At 62.6% G+C, this 11,947-nt stretch carries 13 protein-coding genes; 6 read left to right on the forward strand and 7 right to left on the reverse strand.

Annotation, left to right across the window (positions count from 1 at the left end; all coding sequences use genetic code 11):
* Positions 1-57: 57 nt before the first annotated feature.
* The 5 genes from VFO93_RS05010 to VFO93_RS05030 form a co-directional block, all read right to left on the reverse strand.
* Entirely contained in the window at positions 58-831 is a 774-nt protein-coding gene (locus VFO93_RS05010; protein ID WP_325133234.1) for an ABC transporter permease, read from the reverse strand.
* 149 nt (positions 832-980) lie between these two features.
* Entirely contained in the window at positions 981-2,759 is a 1,779-nt protein-coding gene (locus VFO93_RS05015) for an OmpA family protein (protein ID WP_325133235.1), read from the reverse strand.
* Between the two features lie 227 nt (positions 2,760-2,986).
* Entirely contained in the window at positions 2,987-3,979 is a 993-nt protein-coding gene (locus tag VFO93_RS05020; protein WP_325133236.1) for a hypothetical protein, read from the reverse strand.
* A gap of 15 nt (positions 3,980-3,994) precedes the next feature.
* Entirely contained in the window at positions 3,995-4,651 is a 657-nt protein-coding gene (locus tag VFO93_RS05025) for a hypothetical protein (RefSeq protein ID WP_325133237.1), read from the reverse strand.
* Between the two features lie 204 nt (positions 4,652-4,855).
* On the reverse strand, positions 4,856-5,548 hold the full coding sequence (locus VFO93_RS05030; RefSeq protein WP_325133238.1) for an outer membrane beta-barrel protein: 693 nt from the start codon (positions 5,546-5,548) through the stop codon (positions 4,856-4,858).
* Between the two features lie 162 nt (positions 5,549-5,710).
* Between VFO93_RS05030 and VFO93_RS05035 the strand changes: the two genes are divergently transcribed.
* Positions 5,711-6,580: a helix-turn-helix transcriptional regulator gene (locus VFO93_RS05035; RefSeq protein WP_325133239.1), complete on the forward strand. Its 870-nt coding sequence runs from the start codon at positions 5,711-5,713 to the stop codon at positions 6,578-6,580.
* 129 nt (positions 6,581-6,709) lie between these two features.
* Positions 6,710-7,702, forward strand: a complete 993-nt coding sequence (locus VFO93_RS05040; RefSeq protein WP_325133240.1) for an alpha/beta hydrolase — start codon at positions 6,710-6,712, stop codon at positions 7,700-7,702.
* A gap of 88 nt (positions 7,703-7,790) precedes the next feature.
* Here VFO93_RS05040 and VFO93_RS05045 read toward each other — a convergent pair whose 3' ends face one another.
* A complete protein-coding gene (locus tag VFO93_RS05045) occupies positions 7,791-8,273 on the reverse strand; it encodes a DinB family protein (RefSeq protein ID WP_325133241.1) in 483 nt (160 codons plus the stop codon).
* A 94-nt stretch (positions 8,274-8,367) separates the two neighbouring features.
* Positions 8,368-8,730: a group III truncated hemoglobin gene (locus tag VFO93_RS05050; RefSeq protein WP_325133242.1), complete on the reverse strand. Its 363-nt coding sequence runs from the start codon at positions 8,728-8,730 to the stop codon at positions 8,368-8,370.
* A gap of 105 nt (positions 8,731-8,835) precedes the next feature.
* Here VFO93_RS05050 and VFO93_RS05055 point away from each other — a divergent pair, with 105 nt between their 5' ends.
* The 4 genes from VFO93_RS05055 (at position 8,836) to VFO93_RS05070 (ending at position 11,944) form a co-directional block, all read left to right on the forward strand.
* On the forward strand, positions 8,836-9,453 hold the full coding sequence (locus VFO93_RS05055) for a sce7726 family protein (RefSeq protein WP_325133243.1): 618 nt from the start codon (positions 8,836-8,838) through the stop codon (positions 9,451-9,453).
* An 83-nt stretch (positions 9,454-9,536) separates the two neighbouring features.
* Positions 9,537-11,267, forward strand: a complete 1,731-nt coding sequence (kaiC, locus tag VFO93_RS05060) for a circadian clock protein KaiC (protein WP_325133244.1) — start codon at positions 9,537-9,539, stop codon at positions 11,265-11,267.
* 30 nt (positions 11,268-11,297) lie between these two features.
* A complete protein-coding gene (locus VFO93_RS05065; RefSeq protein ID WP_325133245.1) occupies positions 11,298-11,612 on the forward strand; it encodes a circadian clock KaiB family protein in 315 nt (104 codons plus the stop codon).
* An 11-nt stretch (positions 11,613-11,623) separates the two neighbouring features.
* Positions 11,624-11,944: a circadian clock KaiB family protein gene (locus VFO93_RS05070; RefSeq protein WP_325133246.1), complete on the forward strand. Its 321-nt coding sequence runs from the start codon at positions 11,624-11,626 to the stop codon at positions 11,942-11,944.
* Positions 11,945-11,947: the final 3 nt, after the last annotated feature.

Genomic DNA, 11,947 nt, shown 5'->3' on the forward strand with positions numbered 1-11,947 from the left:
GTGCGTCAGTCTCCCCCTCTCCCGGAGGGGAGGGGGCCGGGGGGTGGAGTAAACGGGTTAGGCAGCACCCAGCCCCGCGTAAGGGAAAAACACCCGCCGCACGCCCTCGAATGCATAATCCTGCGCCACGCCCAGCGCCAAAATCACGAGTTGAATTGCCAGTACACCATCCAAATGCAGATAGCGATTTTGCTTATACAAGAGTAGCCCAATGCCTCCTTCCGATTGATATAGCGTTTCGACCAGCGTTATCAAGGTCCAGATAATAGCGAAATTCTGACGGATAACTTCGAGCATATCGGGGAGCTTACCGCGCACCACCACTTCCCAAAAGCTGCCCCACTCGCCCAGCCCCAGGGTGCGGGCGTGGTCCAGTTCCTCCTGCGTGGTGCCCAGGATAACCTGCGTCATGCCCGTAACCAGGTATACCGTGGCCCCAAACACCAGCACCGTCAGCTTCACTTGGTGCCCCGAACTGAGCATGAGCGCCATAAAAAATGTGAGCCCCGTGAGCGTGAGGTAGCGCAGCTTAGACGCCGCAAACGCCAGCGGCCGGAAAAACGGTAGCGCCGTGAGGTAGGAGATACCTAGGGCTAGCACCGTAGCGATACCCAGCGCCTGCCACGCCGTGGTGAGGCTGGCCCATAGCTCTTGCAGCAGCCCTTGGCTGGTGATGAGGCTCCCTAAGGCACCTAGCACCTCGCCGAGGCGCGGGAAAATCTGGAGCGGATAGAACAGCCAGATAGCCAGCAGCAGCAGCAGTTGGCCAGCGACCAGCGCGGCGAGGGCAGCGCGGCGCGGGTGGGCGTTGGGGATGAAAAGGGAAGTCATTGTAGAGAGATGCTTAACCTAAGCGTTTGTCATGCTGAGCGCAGCGCAGCGAAGTCGAAGTATCTCTACCGCTTCGTTGCTGACGTTGGGAGCTAGTACTGAGGTAGAGATGCTTCGACTCCGCTGCGCTGCGCTCAGCATGACAGTTATTAGTTACCCAGCACTACTTCCACGCGGCGGTTTTGGGCTTTACCAGCCTCGGTGGCATTGGTGGCTACTGGCTCGGCGGCACCGTGGGCGTACACTTGCACGCGGCCGGCGGGGAAGGCGCTGGCGCTTTTGGCTTCGAGCCAGTGGGCCACGGCCTCGGCGCGGGCTTCGGAGAGCTGCTGGTTGGCGGCGGGCAGGCCGGTGTTGTCGGTGTAGCCGTGCACGGCCACTTTGAGGCGGCCAGCCACTACTAGGTCGTCAAAGAGTTGGCTGAGCTCACGCTGGGCGGCGGGCGTGAAGGTGCTCTGACCAGTGTTGAACTCGATGTTCCAAGCGCGCTTGCTCACGCTGCGGCGGATTTCATCGTCGGCCGTGAAGTGTTGGGTTTCGGCTGGGGCCAGGGTTTTGCCTTTGTACTGGGCTTGCAGCTGCTTCAAGATGCTCAGGTCGAGCATGTTGGTCAGCGGTACGTAGCTAGGTAGCTCCTTGGGGTAGAGGCGGCTCTGTACGTCGCCGAAGGTCTTGTACACGGCAGCGTAGATGTTGGTGCCACCGTTGTCGAGGCCAAACAGCGTGAGGTTATCGCTGAAATTGAAAGCTTTGCTACCACCTAGCTCCACTACGTTGCCGGTGCGGTCGGCCTCGCTGGTGCCTTTGTAATACTTCAGCCAGTAGGCGGCGGGCTTATCTTGGTCAGCGTACACCTGGGCCGATACATCGGCGGCGCGCTGCAAGGCTTCGGGGTGGCTTTTGACCTGGTCGCCGGCCACGGCAAAGGCGGTTATCAGGCCTTTGACGGCTTTTTGGTGAGCGTCGTACCACCGCTTGGTGGTCACCATGATGTTGGGCATCTGGTTGCTATAGTCCTTGGTGCTCACGATGTTGACCAGGCTACCTTTTTGCTTGGCGATGTTCACGTCGCCGGGCGTCCAGGTGGCTACGGCGTCGGCGGCCACGTCCACGTTCACGCCGGTGCTGTGGCCATTTACCACTTTCTGGCGGCTCTCGGGCTTTCCGGTGATGTACTTTTCGGCGGCCACCAGGAAGTCGCTGGCGGCCATGAAGTTCACGGCTTCGGGGTCGTAGGTGGTTTCGTCGGGGTTCACTTTCAGGCCGTTGTCGGCGCACCATTTCAGGGCAATGTTCTGGTCGCCATCGCGCAGGTAGCAGGCGATAGTCTTACCTAGGGCCGCCTTGGGGTTGTCGAGCCACTCTTTCGGGCCCATCAGCTTGTCTTCGCCAAAGCTTTTGCCCACCGAGTAGGGGATAATCTGCAAGCTGGTACCAGCCTTTTCGAGCTGGCTCTGCACGGCCGAGAAAGCCGGCAGCCCATCGCCCATGATGCTTACAATCAGGCCCGGCGTGTTAGGGTTAGCTTGCAGGTCAAGGGCGTTTTTGACTAGGTCAGCCTGCATCTTGCTCACGTCGTCTTGGCGCACTATCTGCATGTCTACGCCATTGGCAGCCAGGGCCGAGCCCTGGGTGGTGCGGGGACCGCCATTGGCGAGCATGCCGGCCATCTGGCTGTTCCAGGCCATTACTTCCCACACCACGGCGGTGCCGTTTTCGGCGGGGGCGGTGCCGGGCAGCGGGGCCAGCGGCACTACAAGGGTAGCGCGGTTGCCGCTGGCCGAGGCGGGCAACTCGATGGAGCTAAGTAGCACCGACTGCGTGTCGGCTTTTTTAAAGAATCGGTTGCTGGCAACCAGCTTGTTGATACCAAAGTAGGCGAGGGCGAAAAAGAGGACGCCCAATACGATTTTACCGCGCGTTGTCATGGTTGATTGAATTTTTAAGGGGGATGGCGCGGGGCTGTGCCCCGTGCCAATTATTTGCCGGTCTCTGGCCGGCGGCGTAGGCGAGCGTTGTTGAGCTAGCGTGCTCTCACTTGCCCTGGCGTTGCGGGCCAGAGGCCCGCGGATAGTTGGCACGGGGCGCAGCCCCGCGCCATAGTTTGTAGCGGTGCTACAGCAGCACCGCGCAGAGCAGCAGGGCCAGCAGGCCACTAATCAAGCAGGCTAGAATAGGCATCATCGGAGCGTTGTTTGGTGGCGGCTACAGAGGTAGAAACGGGGGTTTTCGTGCTTTCCATCAAGGCGTTGAAGTCGCCCTTCTGATACTTTTCGAGCAGGCGCTGGCCCTTCTCGCTCATCACGCCGTTCTGGATGTCCATCTCCTTCACGAATTCCTGCGAGTAGCGCATGGCCTGCTTGATTTGGCCGAGCTGCTGGGCCATATCCTGAGCCACGCGGTCGGTGGCGAGGTCAAAGAAATACTTCTTGTCGGGGTCGCCGCGCAGGATGTTCATGGCGGCGCGCATGCCCGAGCTGGTGCGTTTCACAAGCTCGTATTCGTCTTTCAGCAGGCCTACTTTGAACTTGCTGCCGTCAATCTGGCGCAGGGCGGCGCGTAGAATCTGGCGCATCACCACGGTCACGTTGGCGGTGGTGGCGGCCATGGGCTGGAGGCGCTGGTTGTAATCCAGGATTTGGGCGGCGCGGCTGGCGTAGGCTTCGGCGGCGTCCTTTTCGCCCTGGCGGGTGGCCGAGTCGGCCAGGGCCAGGTACTCCTTCATCTGCTGGTCGTTGGCGGCAAGCTTGCGCTTTACCAGCTCGTGGGCACCCTCGATGTGGCCGATTTCACCTTCCATCTGGCGGGCCTCCTTCTCGGTGTTCGAGATGTAGTCCTCCATGATGCCGATGGGGTCGGTGTTCACAAAAATGCCCGCCAGCGTGCGCAGCACCCGCTGCCCGGCGTACCACAGCCCGGTCTGAATCCGCTTGTTGGTACCCAGCAAAAACAGCACGAACAAGGCCCCTAGGCCGATGCCGAGCTTCACGCTATCAAACACGATGTCAACGAGGTAGGGCACGATTTGGCCCCAGTAGTACACGCCCGCGCCCGCGCCGGCGGCCAGCACCAGCCAGCCGGCTACTTTTTCGGGTTGCTGCCACTTGGGCAGGCTCGGGTTGAGGTCGTTTGCAAGAAGGGTTTTCATACTCAGAAAGACAGTTTATTTGTTGATTAAAAATGACTTAGTGGCTTGCTGGTGCGCTTGCAGCTCGGCCGCCGCAGCCGCATTGGCCAGTTCGTAGCTGGCGAGCGCCGTTTGCGCTTTGGCGCTCTCCTGCTGCACCTGCTGCTGGGTATCTTGGAGTTGCTGGCTTTTGTCGGCCAACTGCTGACCTAGGGCGGCCACGTCGGCTTGCAGCTGGGCCTCCTGGTTGCGGAGCTGGGCCAGGGCGCTGGGCGCACCCTTGAGGGGCACGGTTTCGCCGGTTTTTTCGCGGTGGCGCTCCAGCACCTTGGCGCGGTCGTCGGCCAGCTTTTGGGTGAGTGCGTCGGCCGAGGTGAGCAGGGCCGGTAAGTCGAGTCCGGTCACGGCGGCGAAGGCGTTGAAGGCCGTTTGATAGAGCAGCGGGCCGCTGAGGCCGCTGGCGGCCAGGCTCTTCACCATTTTGGTAAAGGCGTGGAAGTCGCGCCCATCGCCGGCCAGGAGCTGCGCAATGTGGTCGAGGTGGCGCTGCTCGGGCTGCGCCTGGCCGGGCCCTAGGTCGGCCAGCGCCGGGGCGGGCGCAGCGGGCAGCGGCCGGGCGGCAGCTGGGGCGGCGGGGCCTTCTTCCACGAAGAAGTCCTTGACGCCGCGGGCCAGATTATCCAGAATAGCCATAGTCGGTGTGGGCAAGTAGGTGAGTGATGTGTACCTACTGCCAAGACGGATGCCGACTTAGTGGGAACTTATTTAATTATTTTATAAGATGTTTACAAGTAACGTATTAAATAAAAAATCCCGTCCGGCGCGGGGCCGAACGGGACGTTATTTTTTCAAAATGGAAAGCCGGTTTTTGCTGAAATGAAAAACCGGCGGGTGACCTTAGCTGCGGCCGAAGCGGTAGCGTAGGCCCAGGGCCGTAGCGCTGGTGAGACGGCTATAGGTATTGCGGGAATCTGTCAGGCTTTGGCTGATGGTGAAATCAAGCACGGCCTCCAGGTGCCGGCCAAAGCGGTAGCGGGCGCTGGCTCCGCCCGTGAGCAAGAGATTATTGCGGCGAAAAGTATCGTCGCTATTCTCCGTAATGACGTTGGCGCGGGTGCTATCGCTATATGTCTGGGTAGATAGGCGGTTGAAGCGTTCCCGCTCTAGCGTAAAGCCCCCTAGCAAGTCGGCCTGAAAACGGTGCTGCGGCTTGCGGGTCAGGGTATAGCGCGCCAGCAGCGCTACCGATGTATTGCGCTCCTGGTTGCGGCCCTGAAACTCGTAGTAGGCGTAGGGGCTGGCCGCCGCGCCCGACGTAGTGTAGTAGCGGCCGGCGTTGAAATAGCTGTAAGACAGGCCGCTGTAGGCCACGCCCACCTGCACCGCCAGGCGGGGCCGCAATTGGTAGCCCGCCGTCAGCTGCAAGGGTATTCTGGTGCCGCTGAAGTAGTTGCCGCCCAAAGGTTGGTAGCTGCTGGTATAGGCGGCCAGGCCCACGTAGTACCTAGGAGGAATAGGTGAAGTGGCTTGGGCAAAGCCAGCGAGGGGAGCAGCTAGCAAGAAGCCGCCTAGGATGCGTGTGTAGTTCATAGCAGGGCAAAGGTGCGTTGCAGGTAAGTGTCCTTTTGGCGATTAAGCGTTGCACTGCACGGTAAATTAAATTATCGCGGGACCTCGGCCTTAGCGGCTAGGGCCGCTAGGGCCGCAAACAACCTACCTACTAGCAGCGTTAGCCTTGCTCACACCCCATTTATGGCCATCCCCCTCACGCCTCCCAGCCCCGCCGTGCTCTACGGCCGCCCAGCCGTGGAAACCAGCCCGCCGCAACCCGAACTGCGGATAGAGCGCTACCAGCTCGGTGCTATGCAGGTGCCTGCGCACGCCCACGCCGACCACCTGCTGCTGCTACACCAGGGCCCGCAGCCCGTGCGCTCGCGCCGCTACAGCGGGAGTAGGGTAGAGGAAGGCCTTTTTCAGTTTGGCGATGGCGGCCTGTACCCCGCCGGCGAGTACGGCCCCCTGGCCTGGGACGGCCCCGCCGACGTGCTGCACCTGCACCTCAACCCCGCGCTGCTGGAGGCTCGCGCCCGCCAGGGCCTCGACCTCACGCACTTTGCCCTGCGCGACCAGTTTCGGCTCGAAGATGGCTTGCTGGCCCACCTAGGGCGGCAGCTGCTGGCTGCCCCTGGGGCTGGGCATGCCCTAGGGCAGCTCTACGCCGAGTCGCTGACCACGGCCCTGAGTTTGCACCTTATCACGCACTACGCCAGCTTCGAGCGGCGCATTGCCACCGATAGCGCCCGGCTGCCCAGCGCGGTGCTGGCTCGCCTGGATGCGTACATCGAAGCCTCGGCCGAGCAGCCCATCACGCTGGCCGCGCTCGCCGACCTGGCCAATCTGAGCGTGTTTCACTTTGCCCGCCGCTTCAAGCACACCACTGGCCGCACGCCCTACCAGTACGTGCTCGACTGGAAAATAACCCGCGCCCGCCAGCTGCTGCGGGCTGGCGAGCAGCCGGTGGCCGCCATCAGCGATGCCCTAGGCTTTGCCTCGCCGGCGCACTTTGCGGCCGCGTTCAAGCGGGCGGTGGGCCAGAGCCCGCGCGCGTTTCAGCGGGGGTAGCGAGCTGGGCAGAAGAGCAAGTATTCGTAAGAAGCAAGCAAGAATCGGGTAGCCCAAGGGCTGGGCCAAGGAGGAATTTTGCAGCAGCAAACCAGTGGTAACCAAGCCGCTCGTTCACTGCACTATCTTATGAATAAGCCCTCGCTAGCTCAACCTAATCCCAACCAAAACCCAACCGACATTGCTCACGAAGTGCCAGCCGCTACGGGCGAAATGGACCCGACGGCGTATACCGATGCCGAGCTAATCAAAAAGCTACCTGGCTTCACCAACCACTACGCCACCGTGAATGGCGTGCGCCTGCACTACGTGGCGGGCGGCAGCGGGCAGCCACTGGTGTGCCTGCCCGGCTGGCCCCAAACGTGGTATTCGTTTCACCCGGTAGCGCCGGCGCTGGCCGCGCACTACCGCGTTATTATCGTCGATATCCGGGGCATGGGTAGCTCCGACAAGCCCGCCACTGGCTACGACAAGAAGACGATGGCGCAGGATATTTACGCCCTCGTGCAGCACCTAGGGCTACCCCAGGTGTCCTTGCTCGGGCACGACATTGGCGGCATGGTGGCGGCCAGCTTTGCCCTCAACTACCCCGCAGCGACCCACAAGCTCATCTTGGCCGATGGCGCGCACCCCAGCGAAGGCATGCGCTACATGTCGCTGCTGCCCGCCCCCGGCGCCTTCGAAGCCAAGATGGACGCCCACCAGCCCTACGTGTGGTGGATGGCCTTCAACCAAGTGCCGGGCCTGCCCGAAAAGCTATTGGCCGGCCGCTTTCAGCACCTGCTCGACTACCTCTTCGCCTACGTGATGCGCGACGATAGCAAAATGTCGGCCTTCGACCGGGCCGTATATGCTGCCGCTTACAACGAGCCCGAGAGCATCCGGGCGGCCAACGGCTGGTACCAGGCCCTAGGGCAGGACATAGCCGCCGCCGCCACCTACGCGCCACTCACGCTGCCCGTGCTGGGCATCGGCAGCTACGTATCCTACGAAAACATGCGGCAGAGTATGCCGGGCTTCGCGCCCAACGCGCAGGTAATCGGCCTGCTCGATAGTGGTCACTACATGTTCGAGGAAAAGCCCGACGAGGTACTAGCTGCCGTGCTGGATTTTCTCAAATAGCCCAGCGTTCAGTTAAGCACTATCAAAAAACGACTGTCATGCTGAGCTTGTCGAAGCATGACAGTCGTTTTTTATGGATATCAGTCGCCTAATGCCAAACCCCTAAAATTCTTCTTAGCAACACAATCTCCCCCGTGTGGTAGGCATTATGGTCGCCGATGAGCAGCGCCTCGCGGAAAATAGTTTGCCCGTCGCCGTGCGCCAGGGGCGAGAAGAGGTCGGTGGTGGGGTTATGGAGCAGGTCGATAAATTGCTGCTGGTCGTGCCGGATGGCCGCCAGGGCGGTTTGCCAGCCGGCCTCGTCCACGGGCTGCGTTTTATCGGGCCAGTAGCCGGCGGGCCACTCGGGGGCCACGTAGTCGGGGTTGAGGCAGAATTCCAGAATGTCGGCTTGCGCGATGCGCAGGTGCTCGACCAGGTGCCAGATGGTGTAGGGCACCTCGGGCACGGCCTGGTTGCGCAGCGCGGGCGGCAGCTCGGCCACCGCCTGCTCGAAGGTGGCGTGGGCATTGCCGGCGGTGAGCAGGGCGATAAGCTCGGCGACGAGCGCGGCGCGGGTTGGCTGGTCCATAGTAGAGAGGTAGTGTACGCGGGGCCGCGAATGAAGAGATAAGTACGCGCACTTCTACGCACGTGCGGACCCCAGGGTCCACGCGTGCGTTTTCTTATTCCAGCAGCCCTAGGCGGCCCGCAAATACGCGGCCCACGTGCAGCGAGTGGCGCTTGGCGGTGTCGGCGGTGGGCCCTTCAAAGTGCGCGTCCACGGTTTCGTGAAACAGTTCGAGCCAGCGGCCAAAGTGGTCAATGGTGAGCGGCAGCGGAAAGTGTTGGCGCATGGGGAAGCCCCGGTAGCGGCTGGTACCTAGTAAAATGCCGCTCCAAAAATCGTAGAGCTGCGGCAGGTGGTGGCTAAGGTCGATGTGCGCAAAATCGACAAACACTGGCTTGAGCAGCGGGTCGGCCAGGGCGCGGGCGTAGAAGCCATCGACTAGCGTTTTGATGTCGGCTTCGGTGGTAATGTCGGGCATGGCGGGGGCGTAGTAGCGCCGTAGCGCGAACTTTGTGGTTCGCGTTCGTTTGGGGGCACCCACGCAAACGCGAACTACAAAGTTCGCGCTACGGCGCAACAACCCATGAACGACCCCGAAATCCGCGCCCGGCTCTACCCCCTGCTTTTGGGCGGCGTGTATATCGATGAGCTGCCCACTGGCACCACCCGCGCCGACGTGGTGCACATCACCGAGGCCTTTATGCACGGCTACGAGGTGAAGGGCGACGGCGACACCCTGGCGCGGGTCGAAAACCAGCTGCGCTGCTACGCCGAGGTCTACGACTTTGTCACCTTCGTCGTCACCGAAAAGCACCTGCCCAAGCTGCTGCCGCGCCTGCCCGAGTGGGTGGGCGTGCTGGTGGCCCCGGCCGATGGCCTAGGGCTGCGCGAGCACCGCCCGGCCGGCTACAACGCCACCGTGCAGCGCGCCCCGCTGGCGGCGCTGCTGTGGGTCGAGGAAATCAAGCAGTTCTTGCTGGCGCGGGGCCTGGCGGGCGCCAGCACCTTGCGTCAGCGCGAAATAGCAGCTTTTCTGCGCACCACCCACACGGTTTCTTTGTCGAGCCTGGCGCAGTACGTGCGCGAGCGGCTCATGGCGCGGCTGCCCGAGCGCCTGGCCCTGCGCAAGGAGCGCCGCGCCGAGCGCGAGCGCCTGGCGGGCCTGCGGGCGCGGCGGGCCGCCAGGCGCAAGCGGCGCTAGGGTGCGGGGTAATTGGCAAAGCCTGCCCGCCGCCCCCAGCGCCGTAACTTGCAGCCCCCATCTGCTACTCTTATCCTTTTTTCATGCATAAGTATAAGCTGGCGCCCACCGCGCTGCCCCAGCTGCCCAAGGCTCCTACCGGCATTGAGGGGCTGGACGAGATTACCGAAGGCGGGCTGCCGCTGGGGCGCCCCACGCTGGTGTGCGGCAGCGCGGGCTGCGGCAAAACCCTCCTAGGTATCGAGTTTTTGGTGCGCGGCATTCTGAGCTACGACGAGCCGGGCGTGCTCGTGACCTTCGAGGAAACCGCCGCCGAGCTGGCGGCCAACGTGGCCTCGCTGGGCTTCGACCTAGGGGCCATGCAGGCCGATAAAATGCTGCGCGTCGACCACGTGCGCGTCGAGCGCTCCGAGATTGAGGAAACGGGCGAGTACGACCTGGAGGGCCTGTTTATCCGCCTTGGGTACGCCATCAACAGCATCGGGGCCAAGCGCGTGATGCTCGACACGATAGAGGCGCTGTTTGCGGGCTTCCCCAACGAGGCCGTGCTGCGCGCCGAAATTCGCCGGCTGTTCCGCTGGCTCAAGGACAAGGGCGTGACGACCATCATCACGGCCGAGCGCGGCGAGGGCTCGCTCACGCGCCAGGGCCTGGAAGAATACGTGTCGGACTGCGTGATTTTGCTCGATAACCGGGTGATTGACCAGATTACGACCCGCCGCCTGCGTATTGTGAAGTACCGTGGCACCACCCACGGCACCAACGAGTACCCGTATCTCATTACCGATGAGGGTATTTCGGTTTTGCCCGTGACCTCGCTCAAGCTCGAGCACGCGGTGTCGGACGACGTTATTTCGTCGGGCGTGCCGGGCCTCGATGAGATGTTTGCACGCCGCGGCTGGTACCGCGGCAGCAGCATCTTGGTCACCGGCACGGCGGGCACCGCCAAAACCACGCTGGCCGCCTCCTTCGCCGTCGAAGCCTGCCGCCGCGGCGAGCGCTGCCTGTATTTTGCCTTCGAAGAATCGCCGGCCCAGCTCATCCGCAACATGCGCACGGTGGGCCTCGACTTGCAGCCCTACGTGGCCCAGGGCCTGCTGCGCATCGAGGCCACCCGCCCCACGCTCAACGGCCTCGAGCGCCACCTCGTCACGGTGCACAAGCTCATCAAGGAGTTTCAGCCGCAGGCAGTGGTCATCGACCCCATCAGCAACCTAATTTCGGTGGGTACGCTCAGCGAGGTGCGCAGCATGCTCACGCGCCTGATTGACTTTCTGAAGGTTAACACTATATCGGCGCTTTTTACAGCGCTGGTGAGCGGGGGCGACGGGCGCCTGGAAATGACCGAGGAAGGCGTATCCTCGCTGGTCGATACCTGGATTTCGGTACGCGACCTAGAGGGCGTAGGCGAGCGCAACCGCGGCCTGAGCATCCTGAAGGCGCGGGGCATGGCGCACTCCAACCAGGTACGCGAGTTTTTGGTCACCGCCACCGGTATTCAGCTGCTTGATGTGGTGATTGGGCCTATGGGCATCATCACGGGGGCCAGCCGCCTCAGCCAGCGCCTGCAAGAGCAGGCCGCCCTCACGCAGCAGCAGCAGGAGCTGGCCCGCAAAGACCGCGAGCTTGAGCGCAAGCGCCGCGTGCTCGAAGCCACCATTGCCAACCTGCGCACTGAGTTCGAGTCGGTAGAGGAAGAGCTGCGCCGCGTGAACGACGAGGAACTAGCTCGCCAGCAAGTCCTGAGCCAAGCCCGCAACTTGGCCAGCGAGGAGCTGAACAACCGCTCGAATCCGGGCCAACGCCCGGCCTAGGCAGCCCGTACAAGCACAATTATGATGGACATGAGGGAGGATATTGCCACTGCGGCCACGCCCGCTATCTGGGAGCTGCGCCTGTACGTGGCGGGCCAAACCACTAGGTCGGCGGCGGCCCTGGCCAACCTGCAGCGCTACTGCGAGCAGTACCTGCCCAATCGCTATACGCTGGAAGTGATTGATTTGCTGAAGCACCCGCAGCTGGCCGAGGGCGACCAGATATTGGCCATCCCGACGCTGGTGCGCAAAGTGCCCGAGCCCATGCGCAAAATCATCGGCGACCTCTCAAACGAAGAGAAAGTGCTGGTGGGGCTCGACATTCGGCCGCGCGGCACTTACTAAGGCCCGGCCGCATGACTGATTTTATTGATTCTGCGCCCGCCGCCGAGGCCGAGTACCTGCTGCACCTCTACATCACGGGGGCTACGCCCAACTCGCTGCGGGCCGTGCGCAACCTCAAGGCTATCTGCGAGACGCACCTAGCCGGGCGCTACGAGCTGCTAATTGTTGACATCTACCAGCAGCCCGAGCTGGCCCAGCGCGAGCAGATAGTGGCCGCGCCCACGCTGGTGCGCCAGCGCCCGCTGCCCCGGCGGCAGCTGGTGGGCGACTTGTCGAACCGGGCGACCGTGCTAATTTCGCTTGGCATCCCGCAGTCGGGGGCCGCTAACTAACGC

Origin of the sequence: Hymenobacter sp. (genome assembly GCF_035709525.1) — a bacterium.
Lineage (GTDB): Bacteria > Bacteroidota > Bacteroidia > Cytophagales > Hymenobacteraceae > Hymenobacter.

What these genes read in the sequence shown, in the direction of transcription:
- VFO93_RS05015 (WP_325133235.1), bottom strand. Translation starts at nt 2,759, where the DNA reads ATGACAACGCGCGGTAAAATCGTATTGGGCGTCCTCTTTTTCGCCCTC.
- VFO93_RS05045 (WP_325133241.1), bottom strand. Translation starts at nt 8,273, where the DNA reads ATGGACCAGCCAACCCGCGCCGCGCTCGTCGCCGAGCTTATCGCCCTG.
- VFO93_RS05055 (WP_325133243.1), top strand. Translation starts at nt 8,836, where the DNA reads ATGAACGACCCCGAAATCCGCGCCCGGCTCTACCCCCTGCTTTTGGGC.
- VFO93_RS05030 (WP_325133238.1), bottom strand. Translation starts at nt 5,548, where the DNA reads ATGAACTACACACGCATCCTAGGCGGCTTCTTGCTAGCTGCTCCCCTC.
- VFO93_RS05010 (WP_325133234.1), bottom strand. Translation starts at nt 831, where the DNA reads ATGACTTCCCTTTTCATCCCCAACGCCCACCCGCGCCGCGCTGCCCTC.
- VFO93_RS05070 (WP_325133246.1), top strand. Translation starts at nt 11,624, where the DNA reads ATGACTGATTTTATTGATTCTGCGCCCGCCGCCGAGGCCGAGTACCTG.
- VFO93_RS05020 (WP_325133236.1), bottom strand. Translation starts at nt 3,979, where the DNA reads ATGAAAACCCTTCTTGCAAACGACCTCAACCCGAGCCTGCCCAAGTGG.
- VFO93_RS05065 (WP_325133245.1), top strand. Translation starts at nt 11,298, where the DNA reads ATGAGGGAGGATATTGCCACTGCGGCCACGCCCGCTATCTGGGAGCTG.
- kaiC (WP_325133244.1), top strand. Translation starts at nt 9,537, where the DNA reads ATGCATAAGTATAAGCTGGCGCCCACCGCGCTGCCCCAGCTGCCCAAG.
- VFO93_RS05025 (WP_325133237.1), bottom strand. Translation starts at nt 4,651, where the DNA reads ATGGCTATTCTGGATAATCTGGCCCGCGGCGTCAAGGACTTCTTCGTG.
- VFO93_RS05040 (WP_325133240.1), top strand. Translation starts at nt 6,710, where the DNA reads ATGAATAAGCCCTCGCTAGCTCAACCTAATCCCAACCAAAACCCAACC.
- VFO93_RS05035 (WP_325133239.1), top strand. Translation starts at nt 5,711, where the DNA reads ATGGCCATCCCCCTCACGCCTCCCAGCCCCGCCGTGCTCTACGGCCGC.
- VFO93_RS05050 (WP_325133242.1), bottom strand. Translation starts at nt 8,730, where the DNA reads ATGCCCGACATTACCACCGAAGCCGACATCAAAACGCTAGTCGATGGC.